Raw genomic sequence first — 19139 nt, 5'->3', positions numbered from 1 at the left:
CTCACCAGGACGTCATGGCCGAACGCACCGAGACCTTCCGGCTCCGACTGGTGGACGAGCACGGTGCGGCGAGAGCCGGGGAGGATGCCCGCGTCACTCAGATCTCCCACGCCTTCGGCTTCGGCTGCTCCGGCTTCGAGCTGCAGCCCGAGCAGCCCGATGAGCACACCAGGCTGTGGCTGGACCTGTTCAACATGGCCACCCTGCCCTTCTACTGGCGCTGGTTCGAACAGACCCCCGGCGCCCCGGACACCGAGCGGCTGCAGCGCCTGGCGAAAGGGCTGCGCGGGCACGGGGTGCGGCTCAAGGGCCATCCGCTGCTCTGGCACACCCTCGCCCCGAACTGGCTGCTCGACAAGGACCCCGCCGCGGTCGAGGAGGCGATCCGTCACCGGATCACCCGCGACGCCACGGACTTCGCCGGCCTGATCGACCAGTGGGACGCGATCAACGAGACCGTGATCCTCCCGGTGTTCGAGGCGGAGGAGAACGCTGTCACCCGCCTCGCCCAAGCGCGCGGCCGGATGCATGTCATCCGCCTCGCCTTCGAGACCGCCCGCGCCGCGGATCCTTCAGCACGGCTGGTGCTGAACGACTTCGAGCTCTCCTCAGCCTTCGAGGACGTCATCGAGGAGTGCCTGGAGGCCGGGTTGGAGATCGACGCAATCGGCGTGCAGACCCATATGCACAAGGGCTACCGCGGTGAGGAGCAGATCGCGGAGGTGATCGGCCGCTTCTCCCGCTTCGGCCTCCCGGTGCAGCTGACCGAGACCACCCTGCTCTCCGGCCAAATCATGCCCGCGCACATCGTCGACCTCAACGACTACGTCGTGGACTCCTGGCCGTCCACGTCCGAGGGCGAGGAGCGACAGGCCGACGAGCTGGTGCGCCACTACCGCACCGTGCTCGCCCAGCCCGCGGTCGAATCCTTGACCTACTGGGGGCTCGGCGACGCCGGCGCCTGGCTCGGCGCCCCCGCCGGGCTGGTGCGCGCAGACGGCACGCCCAAGCCGAGCTATCACGCCCTGAAGCAGCTGATCCACGAGGAGTGGTGGACCGGCAGCCACCAGCTGCGCAGCGACGCCGACGGGGTCCTCACGGTCCGGGGCTTCGCCGGGGACTACCGGCTCGATCTCGGCGGGGAGGTGGGGGAGTCTGTGGAGTTCACGATTCCTCGAGGGGGCGGGCATCAGCAGCTGAGCCCTGCGGGGAGCTCTCCGCAGAGCTGACCGGAGGGCTGACGAACTGGTCCGTGAGCATCTCCGCGACCTTCCGCTCCGAGGCCCACAGCGCGAAGACCAGCAGGGACGCGGTGACCAGCAGCAGGAATTCACCGATCAGCAGGATGATCCCGAGCGTCAGCACGCCGAGCGAGACCAGCGCCAGGGTCGACAGCGGCTTCACCAGCAGGGTGAATGCAGTGAGTCGGAAGACGTCGCGTACCCGGAAGCTGAAGCGGGAGACGATCGAGAGCGCCCGCGCCAGCACCAGCAGCGAGGCGGCTCCCACCACCAGGAACACGATGTTCAGCATGCTGGTGCCGACCGCATCGGCATAGGTGAGGTTGAGGGCCGCCAGGCCCAGCACGAGGAGCACCGGGGCTCCCACCCGGAGGCTGTCCAGGGCGTTGAGGCGATAGCCGCGCAGGAACTGCCGCGCCGGGATCAGCTCGTGGTCCTCGCGCCAGGCACTGCAGGCGTACAGGGCCGCGGCGATGGCCGGCAGCAGCGGCAGCGCCGCGATCACGAACACCAGCGAGCTCAGAAGCCCCGGGGCGAGCAGGGTCCACCCCAGCAGGGTCGGCGCCGCGGCCAGCACCAGCATCACGTCGATCACCAGGAACCAGTAGACGCCCTCGGTGAGCTCGGTGAACAGCCCTCGCGGGCGGCGGGGTGGCGTCATTGCTCCTCCTGGAGATGGGCGGGGTCTGGGACGGGCAGAGTCGAGAAATGCAGTGTCCGGAGACCTGCAGTCTGCCGCTCCGGGCGGCGGAAACCCATTCTTCTCGAAACTTTCGGTCTCTGTCGAGCCCTAGTTGCACGAATGTTACCTTCTCGCGGGGCCTGATGGAGCCTGTGAGGCATCTCTGCAGTGCATGAATTCCCAGGTCATGCTGATGTCGGGCAAGGGACTGGGTGCGCTATCAAATTTTCGTGAACTTCTTGACCGGGGTCACATCCACGGCTAAGTTGTGTGTCGCAGCGAAAGCTTGACGAAATTCTCAGCAATCGCGCTGGCACAGTCGCCGGCGAGACCCCTGCTCGAGAGCTTCACCCCTTCAGCTCGGTCCGACCCTCGGCCCACCCTCGGTGGCCTGGCGTCGCCTGAGCGTCGACGTACCCGCAGCACCGGCTCGATCCGCTTCGCCCTCGCCGCACCGCCCGGTCCGGCACCGACACTCACGAGGAGACGGCAATGAACACGCCTCGCCACTTCCCTTTCGCGCCGACCCGACGCAGCTTCGTCGGACTCTCCGCCGCGGCGTTCGCCACGGTCGCGCTGGCCGCCTGCGGCTCCGACTCCGGTGAGGAGGTCGACGTCGAGTCCCAGAACGTCGGCGCGATGGACGACTACACCGCGGATACCCAGTTCAAGGCCACTGAGCCGATCCAGGTCAGCATGCTGTGGACTGACTGGCCCGAGGTCCCCGTCGAGGACACCTGGCGGCTCTTCGATCACATCAAGGAGCTCACGAACGTCGAGATCACGCTGACGCACATCCCCTTCAGCGATGCGACCGAGAAGCGCAGCCTGCTCATCAGTGCTGGTGACGCGCCGACGCTGATCCCGCTGGTCTACACCGGCGAGGACGCGCCGTTCGTCTCCTCGGGCGCCGTCGTGCCGATGAGCGACTACGTGGACAAGATGCCGAACTTCCAGAAGTACGTCGAGGAATGGGACCTCGCCGACATGATCGGCAACCTCAAGCAGGAGGACGGCAAGTACTACATGGTGCCGGGCCTGCAGGAGGTCTCGGTGCCCGTGTTCAGCCTCGTCATCCGCAAGGATGTCTTCGAGGAGGTCACCGGCGCGGTGCCGAACACCTGGGATGAACTCCACGAGGGTCTCAAGCTCATCAAGGAGAAGTACCCCGACTCGACCCCGCTGGCCGACGGCTTCGAGGGCGGCGCGCTCTTCAACTTCGCCTCCCACGCCTGGCTCACCAAGGGCGGCTGGGGCTTCGGCGACGGTTCGATCGAGGGCCCCGACGGCAAGCTCACCTACGTTGCGATCACCGACGAGTACAAGACCATGATCGAGCTGTTCCGGACCCTGGTCGAGGAGGGCCTGCTCGACAGGGAGTCCCTCACCGCCTCCAACGACGGCTCCGGTGCGGCGTCGGTCGCCGAGAAGTTCGCGGCCGAGACCTGCTTCGCCGCCTCCGGCTCCTCCGGCACCGCGATCGAGTTCAGCCAGGCACTGAACGAAACCGTCGGCGAGGGCAATCACTCCGTCGCCCTGATCCCGCCGCCCGCAGGGCCGGCCGGCGAGCACGTCGAGCCGCGCAACTTCTGGCACGGGTTCATGCTCAACTCGCAGATCACGAAGTCCGAGAACTTCCTGGCCACCCTGCAGTTCCTCGACTGGCTGTACTACAACCCGGACGCCCGCGAGATGCTGCGCTGGGGCGAGAAGGACGTCAACTACACCAAGGCCGAGGACGGCACCATCGAGCTGATGGACGGCTTCTCGCTGGACGACTACGCGATCAACGCCGGCGCCGGTACGGACATCAAGACCGATCTGGGCTTCTCGACCTTCCCAGCCGAGTCCACCGAGTCCCGCGCCCTCAAGGAGTCCTACAGCACCCCCGAGTTCGTCGAGTACATCGATAACGTCCTCTCCACGCGCACCCCGCGGGATCCGTACCCGCCCAAGCCCATGGACGAGACCGAACTCGAGCAGGCCTCGCTGCTGGCCACCCCGATCAAGGACTCCGTGGACACGGCGACCCTTCAGTTCATCATGGGCGAGCGCGACATGAGCGAGTGGGACGCCTTCAAGAGCGAGCTCGAGGCCGCAGGCCTGCCGCGCTACCTCGAGCTGCTCAACACCGCTCGCGACCGCTTCGTCGAGGCGAACGGATGAATGGCGCGGAGACCCTGACGGAGGAGCTGAACTCATGACACTGGCGGAGACCCGGGAGGTCGCGGCGCAGGATCCTGCGCCGCGGCCCCCGGCCCCGAAGCGCAGGCCGGGAGGGTGGAAGCGGTCGCTCCGGCGTGACTGGCCGTTGTACACCCTCGCGATCGCCCCGCTGATCTTCCTCGCGATCTTCCGATACCTGCCGATGCTCGGCAACGTGATCGCCTTCCGACGGTTCCGGCCGGGCGGCAGCATCTTCGGCGACGAATGGGTCGGGATGCTGTATGTGGACATGTTCATCAACGATCCCGCGTTCTGGAACGTCTTCGCGAACACGGCGATCATCGGCGGCATGACCCTGGTGGTCTGCTTCCCGCTGCCGATCGTCCTCGCGCTCATGCTCAACGAGGTGCGGCGCACGCACTTCAAGCGGATCGTGCAGTCGATCAGCTACCTGCCTCACTTCCTCTCGGTCGTGATCGTGGTCGGCATGGTCTACCAGCTGCTCTCCCTGCAGGGCACGGTCAACCAGATCGCCGAGGCCTTCGGCGGCGATGCCGTCTCGTTCCTGCAGAAGCCCGAATGGTTCCGCTTCATCTATGTGGCCTCCGAGGCCTGGCAGACGGTCGGCTGGGGCACGATCCTGTACCTCGCCGCGCTGACCGCTGTGGACGACGGCCTCTACGAGGCGTCCCGCATCGACGGGGCCAACCGTTGGCAGCAGACCTGGCACGTGACGATCCCGGGGATCCGGCCGACGATGGTCACGCTGCTGATCCTCAACATCGGCAACTTCCTCAACGTCGGCTTCGAGAAGGTCCTGCTGCTGTACAACCCCATGACCTACTCCACCGGTGACGTCATCTCGACGTACCTGTACCGGGTGGGCCTGGTGTCCAACAACCTCAGTTATGCGGCGGCCATCGGCCTGTTCCAGGCGATCATCGGTTTCGTGATGGTCATGTCCGCCAACTACATCTCGAAGCGATTGGTGGGGACGAGCCTGTGGTGATCGAAGCAATGGCCCCGGATGCGCCGCGCAAGAACCCCAAGAACGCCGTCGCGCCCCGGACCTCCCGGATCAAGGACTCCACGTCCTACAAGGTCTTCACCGTCGTGAACATGACGGTGCTGGTCCTGATGTGCGCGGTGATGCTGTACCCGTTCATCATGCTGCTCGCGCAGTCGTTCAGCTCGGCCGGCGCGATCAACGCGGGGAAGGTCAACCTCTTCCCCGTCGGCTTCAACCTCGACACCTACAAGGTGGTCGCGAACAACGACAACTTCTGGCGCGCCTACGGCAACACCGTGATCTACACCGTGATCGGCACCACCATCGCCATGGTGCTGACCACGACGTATGCCTACGTGCTCTCGAAGAAGCACCTCAAGGGGCGCGGCCTGCTGATCGGCATCGCCGTGTTCACGATGTTCTTCAACGGCGGCATCGTCCCGAACTACGTGCTCATCTCCTCGCTGGGGATGAAGAACACGATGTGGGCGGTGATCCTCCCGCCGGCGCTGTCGGTCTTCAACCTGCTGGTGATGAAGGCATTCTTCGAGAACCTGCCCACCGAGCTCGAGGAGGCCGCGCATATCGACGGCCTGAGCTGGTTCGGGATCTTCTTCCGGATCGTGCTGCCGCTGTCCAAGGCGGTGATCGCCACGATGGTGCTGTTCTACTCGGTGCAGTACTGGAACGACTGGTTCGCCGCCTTCCTGTACCTGGACAAGACGGACCTGTTCCCCGTGACCCTGTTCCTGAGGAACCTGATAGCCGGGGCCTCCACCGCAGCGTCGGAGGGGGCCGCGGCCTCGGGCGGCAACGTCGATGCCATCAACGCCAACATCCAGTCGGTGACGATGATCCTGATCCTGATCCCGATCCTGTGCGTGTACCCGTTCGTGCAGCGGTACTTCGTCTCGGGCATCATGCTCGGCTCCGTCAAGGGCTGAACCCCCGCGCCCCGTCTGCCGTCCGCGGCCGGCGGGGCGCTTGCACGAGCAGTCGCAGTTCCCCTGCAGCAGCACTGATGCAGGATCCATTCGCAGTTCCCCCGTTGATGACGTCGAAGGAGACACCATGAAACGCCGCCAGATCCTCACCGCCGGAGCTGTCGCGACCACGCTCGCGGTCGCCGCTCCCGCTGCCGCGGCCCCGGGCCGAGCCGGCCAGGGACCCGCGAAGCAGCCGCCCGGGAACGGTCAGGACACACCTCCGGGGCTCGCGAAGAAGGACAACCTCGCCTTCGCCGCCGGGAGCACCCTGAAGATCGGCTGCGCCGTCGCCGGCGGCGGCCACCACCTGAGCCGGCCCTATCCCGATCCGTTCACCGCCGACGAGCCCTATCGCGAGCTGCTCGCCGCGGAGTTCACCTCGCTCTCGGCTGAGAACCAGATGAAGTGGGACCACCTCCGCCCCACCCAGGACACCTTCAACTTCGTCGACGCGGACGCGATCATGGAGTTCGCGCAGGCCCACGGCCAGGTGGTGCGCGGCCATACCTTGATGTGGCACAACCAGAACCCCGCCTGGGTGGCAGAAGGCGGGTTCACCCCTGAGCAGCTGCGGGCGATCCTCAAGGACCACATCGAGACCGTGGTCGGCCGCTACGCCGGGCGGATGCAGCAGTGGGACGTCGTCAACGAGATCTTCGACGACAGCGCCGTGCTGCGCACGGAGGGCAACCTCTGGATCCGGGAGCTGGGCCCGGAGATCATCGCGGACTGCTTCCGCTGGGCCCACGCCGCGGACCCGGATGCCCTGCTGTTCTTCAACGACTACAACGTCGACGGCATCAACCCCAAGAGCGACGCCTACTACGCGCTCATCCAAGAGCTGTTGGCCGACGGGGTCCCGGTCCACGGCTTCTCCACCCAGGGGCATCTGTCGATCCGCTACGGCTTCCCGGGCGATCTCGCCGACAACCTCCAGCGCTTTGCCGATCTGGGTCTGCAGACGGCCATCACCGAGCTCGATGTGCGCATGGACCTGCCCGACGGCGGGGAGCCGACGGAGGCCCAGCTCGCGCAGCAGGCCGAGTACTACCGCCGCGTGACCGAGGCGGCGCTGGCCGTGGAGGGCTGCTCGTCGTTGACCCTGTGGGGCGTGCTGGACCGCTATTCATGGGTGCCGGGCACCTTCCCCGGTGAGGGTGCGGCGACCGTGCTGTGGGACGACTACTCCCGCAAGCCCGCCTATTACGCCGTGCAGGACGCGCTCGCCGAGGCGAGCGGCCGCGCAGGGCACCCGGCGCTGCGGCGCTGAGCTGGACTACGCAGGGGCCGGTGCCGGAGCATCGGTCCCTGCGCCGTTCGATGAGGCCGCGCTCAGAGAGTCTCGCCCAGCCAATCGAGCTGACGGCGCTGCTGAGCGGGACCGCCGCCCTCGTGGTTGTTGAAGGGGTAGACCACGATCTCGCGCTCCGGATCGGTCCCGGTCGCGCTGCCGTAGAGGTTGTAGGCGGCGAACACGGTGGAGGGCGGGCAGATGACGTCCCGCAGCGCCACCGAGAACATCGCCGGCGCGGTCGCGCGGCGGCACAGGTGCAGGGCGTCGACATACGCCAGGGTCCGGAAGGTCTGCTCCTCGAGCCCTCGATGGACCGCCAGGTAGCGCACGATCTCCTGGTACGGATCTGCATCGGTGATCTCGGTGGCCCGACGCATGTGGGTGAGGAAGGGGACGTTGGTCATCAGCGCGTCGACATCGGGGACCAGCCCGGCAGCGCCGAGCGCGAGGCCGCCGCCCTGGCTGTTCCCGGTGACGACCACCCGGCCGTCCGCGCCGGGCAGGACGCGGGCGGCATCGACCGCCCGTGCCGCGTCGGTCAGCAGGCGGGTGAGATAGGAGGTGTGCGGAGATTCGATGCCGCGGGTCATCACCCCGGGGGCGGCCGGGCCCGAACCGGCCGGGTCAGCGGTGTGTCCGCCCGCGCCCCAGCCCGAGCCCTGCCCGCGGGAGTCCATCAGCAGATGCCCGTAGCCGGCGGCGGCCCAGGCCAGGCGCTCGAGCGGCTCCCCCCGACCGCCCCCGTACCCGAGATATTCGACGATCACCGGGAGGCCCTCAGCGGCACCGGAGGGCCGGTTGTACCAGGCGCGCACCGGGGTGCCGTCGTGCCCCGCAATGGTGACGTCCCAGGTGTCGACCAGGGTGAGCCCGTTCTCGACCCGCTCCTGCGCGAGGATCGGGGCGGAAGCCGCGCGGGCCTGGCGAAGGATCTGGTCCCAGAAGTCCTCGAGATCCGCCGGCTCCTCAAGCGTCGGACGATACTCCCGCAGGGCCTCGAGCGGCATGTCGAACAGGGCCATAGGGGATGCCTCCAAGGAGTGCGCGGGGTGGTCGTCGACGACCGCTCCCGGCGTGGTGAAACCAGCGAAAATTGGCGAAATAGTGAACTGAAAGTTAAGGTACGACCAGGTTAGAGTTCGCGTGCTGGCCGGTCAAGGTTCGTTCGCGCGGGTAAGGTGCGATGCGGTGCTCCAATGGCGGAGCCACCCGGGCACGGGAGAGGTGAAGTCATGGCACAGAGCGAGACGCGAACCGGACGGGTCACCTTGAAAGAGGTGGCGGAGAAGGCCGGGGTATCGCTGGCGACCGCCTCGAAGGTGATGAACGGCCGCGCCGACGTGCGCGACCGCACCCGCGAGATCGTGGCCGAGGCCGCACGAGAGCTGGGTTACCAGCCCAAGCGCCGCGAAGGGGACAAGCGCCGCTCGGCACTGATCCACTTCGACACCCTCACCAGCCCCTACTCGCTGCAGGTCCTCGAAGGGGCGGAGCAGGCGGCGCACCGCGCGAACGTGGATCTGATCGTCGTCAGCGGCGACCAGACCTCCGCCGGCCTGTCACGGGCCTGGATGGCCGAGGTCGCCTCCCGCGGCGTCGAGGGAGTGGTCCTGGTGACCACCCCGATCGGCGCTCGGCACGCCCGCTGGAGCAGGGACCTCTCGCTGCCGCTGATCGCGATCGACCCCGTCTCCATCGACCCCGACGTCAAGGGGATCGTCACCATCTCGGCCACCAACTGGGAGGGCGGCACCACCGCCGTCCAGCACCTGGTGGACCAGGGGCATCGCCGGATCGGTGTGCTGGCCGGCCCGGAGGACTCGGTCCCGGCACGGCAGCGGCTCCAGGGCTACCACTCAGCGCTCGGTGCGGCCGACGTGAAGTGGGAGCGGGACCTCATCGAGCACGGGAACTTCTCCTACGAAGATGGTCAGCGCGGCGCCGAGCGCCTGCTGCAGCTGCCCGACCCGCCCACCGCGATCTTCGCCGTCGCGGACACCCTGGCGGTCGGGGCCCTGCGCGCCGCCCGCCAGCTCGGAGTCGAGGTGCCCGAGCAGCTCAGCGTGATCAGCTTCGACGACACGATGATCGCGCAATGGACGCACCCGCAGCTCACCGCGGTGCGCCAGCCGCTGTTCTCGATGGGACAGGTCGCGATCGAGCGCCTGCTGGCGCTGTCCTCGGACCCAGGTCTCTTCGCCCATCCCTTCAAGCTCGAGACCATGCTCATCCAGCGGGAGTCCACGGCTCCGCGGGAGTCGGCGGCTGACGGCGCCCCGCGGGCCGACGGCTGACGGTGCCCCGCGGGCCGACAGCTCCGGAGGGGGAACAGGATCCCTGACCTCCGGAGCACGCCCGCCCTGATGGTGCGCTGGGAGCTCTCGCCCGCGCGGCGGAGCGGCGTCGTCTCAGGAGCCCTCGAGGAACCGCTCGCGGGCGCCGTTGATCAGGTCCATGTAGTTCTGCAGTCCGGAGGCCTCGAGCTCCGCGGTGAAGGCTTCCCATTCGCCCATGTCGCGCTCGCCGAGGATGAACTGCAGCGTGGCGGTGTCCACGGCGTCCTTCAGCGGTGTCGCCATCAGGGACGCCTGCTCGAGCTCCGCCTCCTCGAGCGGTGCCGGAGCCCACGGCGGCATCGATTCGAGATTCTCGGTCACGCCGTCGATGTACTCGGTGTACTCCGCGGAGTTGTAGGACTCCTTGAGCGCCCGCGACTCGGTGGCCTCGGCCAGGAAGGTGGAGAAGCCCAGGTCCTTGAGCAGATCCGTCCCGGCGCCGACGTTCAGGTCGAAGGAATCCAGGGAGTAGCCCTCCATCAGCTCGATGGTGCCGTCCTCGGCCTTGGTGTAGGTCTCGCCCTCGATGCCCCAGCGCTGCATCTCGCGCGCCTCCGGGTTGAAGTACAGCCAGTCCAGGAACTGGAGGATCGCCAAGAAGTTCGCGGACTCGGCGATCTCGGAGTTGAGCATGAAGCCGTGCCAGAAGTTGCGCGGGCCCATGATGTTCCCACCCGGCCCGGCAGGCGGCGGGATGAGCCGGAGGTCGTAGTTTCCCTCGCCGACGGTCTCGTCAAGGGCCTGCGCGAACTCGATGGCCGTGCCGGAGGAGCCGGAGGCGGCGAAGCAGACCTCCTTGGCGAACTTCTCCGCGACCCCGCCGGCACCGCTGCCGTCGTTCGCGGCGGTGAGCGTCTCGGGATCCAGCAGACCTTCCGCGACGAGGGCGCGGTAGTACTCGACCATCGCCTTGTACTCCTCGGTGGTCGCCGCGTAGCGGAGCGGCTCGCCGTCCTGCCCGCCGATCGTCCCGTCCCCGAAGCCCCAGCCGGCGCGGGTGCCGAAGGAGTAGCCGCCGTAGTTGATCAGGGACTGTCCCTCGAAGCCGTCGGCCAGCGGGAGCGAGTCAGGGTACTTCTCCTTGATGGCCTGCAGGCCCTCGTGGACCTCATCCCAGGTCGAGGGGATCCCGATCCCGATCTCCTCCCAGACGTCCGTACGGATGATCAGGGAGAACGACGGCACCCAGACCTCCTGCAGGCCCGGAAGCATGTAGTACTTCCCGTCCGCCTGCTTGAGGTTCTCGACCATCTCGGCCTGGTCCCACTCCTCCACGTACTTGCGGAAGTTGGGCATGTGCTCGACGAAGTCGCTCATCGGCAGGATCGCGCCGGAGGAGACGAAGGGGGTCTCGTCGCCGCGGTAGATCAGGGGGATGATCGTGGGCGCATCACCCGCGCTGATCAGCAGGCTGCGCTTCTCGACGGAGTCGCTGAAGGGGACGTGGGTGAGCTCGAGCTGGACATTGGTCAGCTCCTTGATGCGGTCGAAGACCTGCCAGGTCTCCTTGACGGGCTGCTCGGGCCAGTCCGTCCACAGGATCGAGACAGTGATCGGCTCGGTGGCCATGAACTGCTGATCGGCCTCGAAGGTCTCCATCGCGCCGACGTTCTGGGCGGCGGGGTCGACCTCGACCTCTTCGGAGCCGCCGCAGGAGGCAAGGGTGAGGGTGCCGAAGGCCGCGGCGGTCAGGCCCACAAAGGTGCGGCGGCTGGTGAGCGGAGAGCGGGGGGTGATCATCGGGAACTCCTGGGGAGTGAGGAGAGAGCGGATTCGTGGAGCATCGTGCACGGCCGAGCATCCGTCGACGCAGGTTCAGCAGTGAGCTGGCGGCGAGGCTGCCCGTCGGGGAGGGACCGGTCGCAGCGTCCCTGCCGCGTTTCGTCCCGTCCCATGGAATGGAAAGTTTCTCGAAAACTATCAATCCATGGGAGGTTCGTCACCAGAGTAGGGAGCGGTCGACGGGTGGTCAAGGGCATTGCAGTAAACGTGAAAGTTTGTGCGCTCCGTGGCGCTACCGCAGGTCACCGTGGTCATTGCGCCACAGACGAGCCGATGATCTGATTCTGAAAAGCCATCGAAAAGTTGCGCGCACGGCAATGCAGTGTCTCTGGTGGTGAGGTCACCGCACGGCGCCCTGTCGAGCCGCCAGGACGTGCGGTGGGATCGCGGAGTTTCGCTCCCCCCGGCGGGGTGGGTGGCACCGGTCCCGTCGGCCTTCCCGTCGCAGCTGCGGCTGCGGCGGTGGCTGCGGCTCAGGCCGTGAGGTGGTGCGCGCGGGTGATCCACGCCCCGGGGGCGTTGAACACCGGCTGCAGCGCCGCGCGCGCCGCGCCATGCAGGGCCGGGTCGACCTGGCCGTCCGAGCGCTCGATGCGCACCGGGCCGGCTTCGACCGCCAGGGCGTGGCGTTCCACGGTCTCGCGGATCACCGGCTCGAGCTCGTCGGCGATCGGGGCCAGGTAGCCGGACAGCACCACGGTGGTCAGGTCCAGCACGTTCAGGGCGTTCGCGATCGCGAGGCCCAGCGAGCGCCCGATCATGCCGATCACCTCGGCGCGGTCCCGGGTGAGCGCGAGCGCATCGACCAGGTCCTCGATGAGGATGTCGTCGCTGAGCCCCGCCCGTTCCCGCAGTGCGTGATAGGAGACGTAGGCCTCCAGGCAGCCCTGTCGGCCGCAGCGGCAGGTGGCGCCGCCCGGCTCGATCACCGTGTGCCCGAACTCCCCGGCCCAGCCGTGAGCGCCGGTCATCAGTGCGCCGTCGAGCACCACTGCGCCGCCGATGCCTGTTGATCCTCGCAGGTAAATGAACGATTCGCCGGGACGCTGATCGATCTCGGTGAGCACGGAGAGGCGGTTGTCGTTCTGGGCGCGCACCGAGAGTCCCGCGAGCTCCGGGTGGGCGAGCAGGCGTCCCACGAGCGGCACCTCGGTCCAGTCGAGGTTCGGGGCCGAGAGCACCCGGCCATCATCCGGGGCGATACGGCCGGGAACGGCGACGACCACTTCGACCACCGGCAGATCGCCCGCGTCGGCACGCACCTTTCCCACCAGCTCGGCGGCGAGGTCGATCGATTCCTCGGCGGAGGTCGCGGTGACCTTCCGGTACTCGATGCGGTGGCTCAGCACGTCGCCGGACAGGTCGATCCCGAGGCAGGCGACATGGTCGGCGGCGATCTCGAGCCCGATCGCCAAGAGGGTGCCGCGGGCGGGTGTCAGCGGCACCATCGGCCGCCCGGCCCCGGCGGAGAGCGGCGCGCCCTCCTCGGCCAGGCCTGCGTCCACCAGCTCTTCGACCAGCTTGGAGACGGTCGGCTTGGTGAGTCGGGTGCGCTTGGCGAGCCCGGCACGGGAGATCGGGGAGGACGTGGACGAGGCCGTCGCCAGCTCGATCAGGATCGCGGACAGGTTGTGCTCACGCAGATGGGTGGACTGCACCTATGCCCCTTTCGCCGACTCCGATGCGGGCAGCTGCGGCATGCAGACCCGAAATATCTGGGAACAGCTTGGCACGACCGCGTTAGTTACGGTAACTTACTAACAGCGGCGTTGCGATGAGAGCACGCCGAGAGCACGCCAAGAGCAACGACGAAGGAGCCTTTCCATGGCCGCCCCCACCCCCACTCGCGACGACAAGTTCTCCTTCGGTCTGTGGACCACCGGCTGGGAGGCCCGCGACCAGTTCGGTTCCGCCACCCGCCCGCCGCTCGAGCTGAGCGCCCACATCCGCAAGCTCTCCGAGCTCGGCGCCTGGGGCTTCACCTTCCACGACAACGACGTGGTGCCCTTCGATGCGACTCCCGCGGAGCGCCAGAAGATCATCGACCAGCTGAAGTCCGTCACCGACGAGACCGGCCTCGTGATCGAGATGGTCACCACCGACACCTTCGCCCACCCGGTCTTCAAGGATGGCGCGTTCACCTCCAACGACCGCGACGTGCGCCGCTTCGGGCTGCGCAAGGTCCTCGCGAACGTGGACCTCGCCGCCGAGCTCGGCGCGACCACCTTCGTGATGTGGGGCGGCCGAGAGGGCTCGGAGTACGACGGCTCCAAGGACCTCTTCGCCGCGCTCGAGCGCTACCGCGAGGGCCTGGACACCGTGGCCGGCTACATCAAGGACAAGGGCTACGACATGCGCATCGGCCTCGAGCCGAAGCCCAACGAGCCCCGCGGCAACATCTTCCTGCCCACCGTGGGTCACGCCCTGGCCTTCATCGAGCAGCTCGAGCACGGCGACATCGTGGGCATCAACCCCGAGACCGGCCACGAGCAGATGGCGACGCTGAACTACACCCACGGGCTCGCCCAGGCGCTGTGGAGCGAGAAGCTCTTCCACATCGACCTCAACGGCCAGCACGGCCCGATGTACGACCAGGACCTCGTGTTCGGCCACGGCGACCTGATCAGCGCGTTCTTCACCGTCGATCTGCTCGAGAACGGCTTCCCGTCCAAGCCCGGTGCCTATGAGGGCGCCCGTCACTTCGACTTCAAGCCCTCACGCACCGAGCACGAGAAGGGTCAGTACGACTCCGCCGCGGCGAACATGGAGATGTACCTGATGCTCAAGGAGCGCGCCCTGGCGTTCCGTCAGGACTCCGAGGTCCAGGAGGCGCTGACGTACTCCGGCATCGAGGAGCTCGCCGAGCCGACCCTCGCCGAGGGCGAGTCGCTCGCGGACCTGCTCGCGGACCGCTCCACCTTCGAGGACTTCGACGCGGACAAGGCCGGCGAGCGCAACTTCGGCTTCGTGCGCCTGCAGCAGCTGGCCATGCAGCACCTGCTCGGCTTCCGCGCCTGACCTCGCGCGGCTCCGACGGGCCCCGCGCTGCCGCGGTGCAACCCGGCTCTGCTCCGGCGCACCCGGCGGTGCCGCCGAGTAATGTCGCTGGAGGACCGATGCGAACTCTCGCATCGGTCCTCTGCGGCGCAGAACCCACGCGGTCCCCGCGCGGCGCAGGACTCACGCGGTCCTCCGCGGCTCTGAACTCCCCGTGCCGTACTCCCCACCCAGATCTCACGACGGAAAGGCCCCTCTGATGGCACCCCTCGTCCTCGGCATCGACTCCTCCACCCAGGCCACCAAGGCCCTCCTCGTCGACGCGGAGTCCGGCGAGGTCCTCGAGCAGCGCCGCGCGAGCCACCCCGACGGCACCGAGGTCGACCCCCGCGCCTGGCTCGCCGCAGTCGATGAGACCGCCGGACCTCTGCTGGAGCGCGCGGACGCCGTCGCCGTCGGCGGTCAGCAGCACGGCATGGTGCTCCTCGATGGCCGCGGCGAGGTGGTGCGTGACGCGCTGCTGTGGAACGACACCCGCTCCGCCCCGCAGGCCGAGACCCTGATCCAGGAGATGGGCGGGCCGGAGGCCTCCGTCGAGGAGATCGGCAGCCTGATGGTCGCCTCCTTCACCGCCTCCAAGCTGCGCTGGGTGCGGGACAACGAGCCGGAGAACGCCCAGCGCGCTGCCAGCGTGATGCTCCCGCATGACTACGTCTCCCTCCACCTCGCTGAGCAGGGCACTGCACCCTTCACCGACCGCGGCGACGCCTCCGGCACCGGCTACTACTCCACCCGCGCCGAAGCCTGGGTGCCCGCGCTGGCCGAGGCGGCCCTCGGCAAGGCGCTCGAACTGCCCCGCCTGCCCGGCACCCCGCAGGAGGTCATGGCCCGCACAGCCTGCGGCGCCGTGATCGCGGCCGGCACCGGGGACAACATGGGCGCCGCGCTCGGCCTCTCGCAGGGCCCCGGCGACGTCTCCGTCTCGATCGGCACCTCCGGGGTGTGCGCGATGGTCAGCCCCACCCGCCCGGGTGACGCGAGCGGCACCGTCACCGGTTTCGCGGACGCCACCGGCAACTTCCTGCCGATGACCACCACCATCAACGCCTCCCGCATCCTCGAGGTAGCCCGAGCCCTGCTCGGAGTGGAGCACGAGGAGCTCTCCCGTCTGGCGCTGGCCTCCGTGCCCGGCGCGAACGGGGTGACCCTGCTGCCGTACTTCGACGGAGAGCGCACCCCGAACCGTCCCACCGCCCGCGCCACCCTCACCGGGATGAGCACGGCGACGACTCGCGAGGACGTGGCCCGCGCCTACGTCGAGGGCCTGCTGTGCTCGCTGGCCGACGGGATCGCCGCGCTCGAGGACCGCACCGGCACCGCCGCCGCCCGCATCACCCTGATCGGCGGCGCCGCCCGCAGCCAGGCCGTCCAGCAGCTGGCGCCGGCGATCTTCGGCCGCGAGGTGACCATCGCCCCCGAGGGCGAGTACGTCGCCCTCGGTGCCGCTCGCCAGGCCGCCTGGGCGCTGTCCGGCTTCGAGGAGGCACCGGCCTGGCGGATCAGCGGCTCCCGCACCGTCGGCGCGGAGCCCACACCCGAGGTGCTGGGCGCGTACCGCGAGCTGAAGGACCGCACCGAGAACTGGGGCTGAGAGCGCTCGAGGCGGCAGGGACGTTCCCGCGGGAACGTCTCCGCGTCTCGGCGGCGAGCCGCCTCGATCCGGGAGCGCACCAGGACCTCCGCCGCCCGAACTAGCCCAGCGGGCTCGTCGCGATGAATCCCAGCACCACGATCAGCAGCGCGATCGCGCCCAGGATGGCGCCCACGAGCGCCGGAAGCATCCGCGGGGCCCGGCCCGCGTCGTAATGGCCGACACCGACGACCCCGTAGACGACCGCGATGATCGCGGCGGGCACCGCGACCAGGTCGCCGATGACGGGGATCAGCGCGCACGCGAGGGAGAGCAGACCGAAGAGCAGCGCGTACCCGCCGGAGCGGTGCTTCGTGTGCCCTCCGGGTACGGGGTGCTCTGTCATGGAGTCGAGAGTAGCGCCGGGGGTGGCATGCGGGTCGCTGTGACCACGCCGGCGCCCTGGCCCGAGGGTCGAGCTGGTGCTGGCAGGCCGAGCGCCCGCGGGAACAACGCGTTCACGTCGACCTCGCACGCTCACGGACGTTCCCGCGGGAACGTTTCCGCGTGCGACTCCGCCCGCGCCGCTCGGCGCCTACTGGAAACTGGATGCACGGCGCGCACTGGGAGCTGAAGGTGCGCACCGCGAGCTGGAGCCGGGCCTCACACCCTCGCCAGGATCGCTTCCGCGAACGTCTCGGTTACCGCGGGGACCAGCGGCAGGTTGAACAGCGGCTCGAACAGCTCCGCCTCGAGCAGCACTAGGCCGCAGCGAGCGGAGTCCACGACGTCGATGCGGCCGTACAGCGGTGTGTCCAGGCCTGTGACCCGGGCGACGGCGGCGAGCACCTGCTCGGCGAACTCCCGCTCCTGCGGCGTCGCCTCGACCACGGCGGGCCGCTCCCGGTAGGTGCCGCCAAGCAGCCCGCCGCCCCGGGCCAACAGCGCACCCTTGGCGATCGCGTGCGTGAAGCGCCCGTCGACCACGTAGAGCGCCTTCTCCCGGCCCTCGGACAGCTCGGCCACCTCCGGCTGCAGCATCACGACGCCGCCGCTGGCGAGGATCTCGCGGCCCTGAGCCAGGGCCGCCGGGTCCTCGGGCGCGAAAAGGCCCGTCTGCAGGGCGCCTGCCCCGACCGTCGGCTTGAGGACGACATACGGGGCCCCGTCGGCACGGCCCGCCGCGTCGCCTGCATCGACCCGGCCCGCCCTACGGGCTGCGGCGCCGACGGCGGCGAGCGCCTTGGCGAGAGACTCTTCCTCACCGTGATAGCTGGTGGGCACCCCGGGGATACCGGCTGCGGCGAGCTGCTCGAGGTAGCGCTTGTCCATATTCCAGCGCACCAGCTCCGGCTCGTTGAGGACCCGGGTGAGCCCTGCGGCGCGGTCCAGCCAGGCCTCGAACTCCGCCGGGCGCAGCGAGTAGTCCCAGGGGCTGCGGAGGACCAACAGGTCGTAGGCGGCCCAGTCGATCGTCCCGTCGTGCCACACCAGCTGTTCGGCGTGCACACCCCGACCGCGCAGCGCTGCGACCAGGGGCTGGGAGTCCAGCTCCGGGTCCGCGGCGGGGAAGGTGTTGGCGTGGGTGATCACGATGCCGATGCTGGTCATGGGCGCGAGCCTAGTGAAGAATGCGGGCCCGGCCGTGGGGTGTCCGGTGGTGCCCACCGCAGCGATGACCAGGCACGCCCTCCCTGTGCGCTCGCAGACGTTCCCGCGGGAACGTTTCTGTGTGCGGATCACCCGGGAACAGTGAGCGGATCGCACCGGCGCCGCACCCCTATGCACCGGGCAGCACCACCGGCGCGTGGTCCTGCGGTCCTGCGTGCTGCGGTCCTGCGGTCGCCGCGGTGCTCAGGCTGTGGTGTCCACTCCGCTCAGGCCTGCTGACCCACCCCGCTCAGCCGGTACGCCTCCTTGAGGATCTCCAGCGAGGCCATCGCCTCCTGAGGACCGATCCAGAACGGCTCGGGCTCGTCGAGTCGCGCGTAGAAGTCGCGGATCAGCAGTTCGTGGGAGACGCCCCAGTAGGAGCGGCCGCCGGAGGTGACGGAGCGCTCGCCGATGGTGTCCACGCGCCCGTCGGACCACCGGATGGTGAGCCCGCCATCGGTGCCGCCACGCAGGGTCACGTAGGCGTTCTCGCAGTCCAGCTCGATCTCGACGGGGCGGTGCTGGGGAGCGGTGAGGGTGGCGTAGAAGGATGTGGTCACGCCGCCCGGATGATGCAGCAGCAGCTCCGCGGTGTCCTCGACCTCGATTACGTCCCCGTACTTGCGGGTCGCGACATGGCCGTCGGTGCGCTCCACCCCGCCCAGCAGCCACTGCACCAGGTCCAGGGTGTGGATCGCCTGGTTGATCAGCAGGCCGCCGCCGGAGTTCGCCCAGGTGCCCCGCCAGGGCTTGGCGTGGTAGTAGTCCGCGCTGCGGGTCCACACCACCGAGGCCCAGGCGCCGCGCACCGCGCCGAGCTCACCGGAGGCGAGCAGCTCGTGCAGTCGCTCGCTGGCGAGGTTGTAGCGGTTCTGGAAGCAGATGCCCACCTTCGGTGCGTCCGGGCCCGCGTTCTTCACGGCATCCACCAGGCGCTGCCCCTCCTCGAGGGTGTGTGCGAGAGGCTTCTCCTGCAGCACGTGCACCCCGGCCGCCAGTGCGGTGAGGGTGGGGTCGATGTGCTCGTCGTGCGGGGTGGTGACGTGCACCGCGTCGGGCTCCACCGCATCGATCAGCTCCTGCGTGCTGGCGAAGCCGGGGACCCCGGTGGCCTCGGTGGCACGGGCGAGCGCCTCCGGGTCGGTGTCGGCGACACCCACCAGCTCGAGTCCCTCGATGTCCCGGATCGCCTCGAAGTGCACCACCGAGACGTCCCCGCATCCGACCAGTCCGATGCGCCTGGCGCTCATGTCTCCTCATTCCTGGCCGCACCGATGCAGCCGACGTCGATGTCCGCCACCTTACGTGGGACGTATGAAGGAGAGCGACGAGATGCCATCGGATGCATCCGGCACTTCGGGAG

General features: G+C 68.7%; 15 protein-coding genes. 8 read left to right on the top strand and 7 right to left on the bottom strand.

From position 1 onward, the window contains the following. Window positions 1-14: 14 nt before the first annotated feature. Window positions 15-1229 carry an endo-1,4-beta-xylanase gene (locus Q0937_RS06755; protein ID WP_299301320.1) on the top strand — a complete coding sequence of 405 codons (1215 nt, stop codon included), beginning with the start codon at window positions 15-17 and terminating at the stop codon, window positions 1227-1229. Here Q0937_RS06755 and Q0937_RS06750 read toward each other — a convergent pair. Next, window positions 1165-1902 (bottom strand): DUF624 domain-containing protein, encoded by a 738-nt coding sequence (locus tag Q0937_RS06750; protein ID WP_299301317.1) that lies wholly within the window; start codon window positions 1900-1902, stop codon window positions 1165-1167. The genes Q0937_RS06755 and Q0937_RS06750 overlap by 65 nt on opposite strands. A gap of 513 nt (window positions 1903-2415) precedes the next feature. Here Q0937_RS06750 and Q0937_RS06745 point away from each other — a divergent pair. The 4 genes from Q0937_RS06745 to Q0937_RS06730 all read left to right on the top strand — a co-directional run bounded on the left by Q0937_RS06745 (window position 2416) and on the right by Q0937_RS06730 (window position 7354). Continuing rightward, window positions 2416-4089: an extracellular solute-binding protein gene (locus Q0937_RS06745; protein WP_299301315.1), complete on the top strand. Its 1674-nt coding sequence runs from the start codon at window positions 2416-2418 to the stop codon at window positions 4087-4089. 34 nt (window positions 4090-4123) lie between these two features. Further along, complete coding sequence (locus tag Q0937_RS06740) at window positions 4124-5098, top strand: sugar ABC transporter permease (protein ID WP_299301312.1); 975 nt, start codon at window positions 4124-4126, stop codon at window positions 5096-5098. Window positions 5099-5106: 8 nt separating this feature from the next. Beyond that, on the top strand, window positions 5107-6042 hold the full coding sequence (locus Q0937_RS06735; RefSeq protein ID WP_299302467.1) for a carbohydrate ABC transporter permease: 936 nt from the start codon (window positions 5107-5109) through the stop codon (window positions 6040-6042). Between the two features lie 127 nt (window positions 6043-6169). Then, window positions 6170-7354 carry an endo-1,4-beta-xylanase gene (locus Q0937_RS06730; RefSeq protein ID WP_299301309.1) on the top strand — a complete coding sequence of 395 codons (1185 nt, stop codon included), beginning with the start codon at window positions 6170-6172 and terminating at the stop codon, window positions 7352-7354. A gap of 62 nt (window positions 7355-7416) precedes the next feature. Here the strand turns inward: Q0937_RS06730 and Q0937_RS06725 are convergent, their stop codons facing one another. Further along, window positions 7417-8400: an acetylxylan esterase gene (locus Q0937_RS06725; protein ID WP_299301306.1), complete on the bottom strand. Its 984-nt coding sequence runs from the start codon at window positions 8398-8400 to the stop codon at window positions 7417-7419. Window positions 8401-8610: 210 nt separating this feature from the next. On the opposite strand from Q0937_RS06725, the gene Q0937_RS06720 reads away from it, so the two are divergent. Then, a complete protein-coding gene (locus Q0937_RS06720; protein WP_299301303.1) occupies window positions 8611-9672 on the top strand; it encodes a LacI family DNA-binding transcriptional regulator in 1062 nt (353 codons plus the stop codon). A gap of 114 nt (window positions 9673-9786) precedes the next feature. Here the strand turns inward: Q0937_RS06720 and Q0937_RS06715 are convergent, their stop codons facing one another. Together Q0937_RS06715 and Q0937_RS06710 are read right to left on the bottom strand one after the other, a co-directional pair. Beyond that, window positions 9787-11454 (bottom strand): extracellular solute-binding protein, encoded by a 1668-nt coding sequence (locus tag Q0937_RS06715; RefSeq protein ID WP_299301300.1) that lies wholly within the window; start codon window positions 11452-11454, stop codon window positions 9787-9789. A gap of 515 nt (window positions 11455-11969) precedes the next feature. Further along, complete coding sequence (locus Q0937_RS06710) at window positions 11970-13154, bottom strand: ROK family transcriptional regulator (protein ID WP_299301297.1); 1185 nt, start codon at window positions 13152-13154, stop codon at window positions 11970-11972. A 166-nt stretch (window positions 13155-13320) separates the two neighbouring features. Between Q0937_RS06710 and xylA the strand changes: the two genes are divergently transcribed. Next, window positions 13321-14514 (top strand): xylose isomerase, encoded by a 1194-nt coding sequence (xylA, locus tag Q0937_RS06705; protein ID WP_299301294.1) that lies wholly within the window; start codon window positions 13321-13323, stop codon window positions 14512-14514. Window positions 14515-14752: 238 nt separating this feature from the next. Next, on the top strand, window positions 14753-16144 hold the full coding sequence (gene xylB / locus Q0937_RS06700; RefSeq protein ID WP_299301291.1) for a xylulokinase: 1392 nt from the start codon (window positions 14753-14755) through the stop codon (window positions 16142-16144). Window positions 16145-16244: 100 nt separating this feature from the next. Here the strand turns inward: xylB and Q0937_RS06695 are convergent, their stop codons facing one another. From Q0937_RS06695 to Q0937_RS06685, 3 genes are all read right to left on the bottom strand, one after another. After that, window positions 16245-16529 (bottom strand): hypothetical protein, encoded by a 285-nt coding sequence (locus Q0937_RS06695; protein WP_299301288.1) that lies wholly within the window; start codon window positions 16527-16529, stop codon window positions 16245-16247. A gap of 257 nt (window positions 16530-16786) precedes the next feature. Next, on the bottom strand, window positions 16787-17734 hold the full coding sequence (locus tag Q0937_RS06690) for a RimK family alpha-L-glutamate ligase (protein ID WP_299301286.1): 948 nt from the start codon (window positions 17732-17734) through the stop codon (window positions 16787-16789). Between the two features lie 266 nt (window positions 17735-18000). Then, a complete protein-coding gene (locus Q0937_RS06685) occupies window positions 18001-19026 on the bottom strand; it encodes a Gfo/Idh/MocA family protein (RefSeq protein ID WP_299301283.1) in 1026 nt (341 codons plus the stop codon). Between the last annotated feature and the right edge of the window lie 113 nt (window positions 19027-19139).

It is taken from the genome of uncultured Brachybacterium sp. (genome assembly GCF_947500705.1).
Taxonomy (GTDB): domain Bacteria; phylum Actinomycetota; class Actinomycetes; order Actinomycetales; family Dermabacteraceae; genus Brachybacterium.
The sequence above is the reverse complement of the archived record's forward strand: the minus strand, read 5'-3'. Positions and strand labels throughout refer to the sequence as shown.

Excerpts from the sequence above, each read along its gene's own strand:
- Q0937_RS06755 (WP_299301320.1), top strand. The coding sequence starts at position 15 with ATGGCCGAACGCACCGAGACCTTCCGGCTCCGACTGGTGGACGAGCAC.
- Q0937_RS06750 (WP_299301317.1), bottom strand. The coding sequence starts at position 1,902 with ATGACGCCACCCCGCCGCCCGCGAGGGCTGTTCACCGAGCTCACCGAG.
- Q0937_RS06745 (WP_299301315.1), top strand. The coding sequence starts at position 2,416 with ATGAACACGCCTCGCCACTTCCCTTTCGCGCCGACCCGACGCAGCTTC.
- Q0937_RS06740 (WP_299301312.1), top strand. The coding sequence starts at position 4,124 with ATGACACTGGCGGAGACCCGGGAGGTCGCGGCGCAGGATCCTGCGCCG.
- Q0937_RS06735 (WP_299302467.1), top strand. The coding sequence starts at position 5,107 with ATGGCCCCGGATGCGCCGCGCAAGAACCCCAAGAACGCCGTCGCGCCC.
- Q0937_RS06730 (WP_299301309.1), top strand. The coding sequence starts at position 6,170 with ATGAAACGCCGCCAGATCCTCACCGCCGGAGCTGTCGCGACCACGCTC.
- Q0937_RS06725 (WP_299301306.1), bottom strand. The coding sequence starts at position 8,400 with ATGGCCCTGTTCGACATGCCGCTCGAGGCCCTGCGGGAGTATCGTCCG.
- Q0937_RS06720 (WP_299301303.1), top strand. The coding sequence starts at position 8,611 with ATGGCACAGAGCGAGACGCGAACCGGACGGGTCACCTTGAAAGAGGTG.
- Q0937_RS06715 (WP_299301300.1), bottom strand. The coding sequence starts at position 11,454 with ATGATCACCCCCCGCTCTCCGCTCACCAGCCGCCGCACCTTTGTGGGC.
- xylA (WP_299301294.1), top strand. The coding sequence starts at position 13,321 with ATGGCCGCCCCCACCCCCACTCGCGACGACAAGTTCTCCTTCGGTCTG.
- xylB (WP_299301291.1), top strand. The coding sequence starts at position 14,753 with ATGGCACCCCTCGTCCTCGGCATCGACTCCTCCACCCAGGCCACCAAG.
- Q0937_RS06695 (WP_299301288.1), bottom strand. The coding sequence starts at position 16,529 with ATGACAGAGCACCCCGTACCCGGAGGGCACACGAAGCACCGCTCCGGC.
- Q0937_RS06690 (WP_299301286.1), bottom strand. The coding sequence starts at position 17,734 with ATGACCAGCATCGGCATCGTGATCACCCACGCCAACACCTTCCCCGCC.
- Q0937_RS06685 (WP_299301283.1), bottom strand. The coding sequence starts at position 19,026 with ATGAGCGCCAGGCGCATCGGACTGGTCGGATGCGGGGACGTCTCGGTG.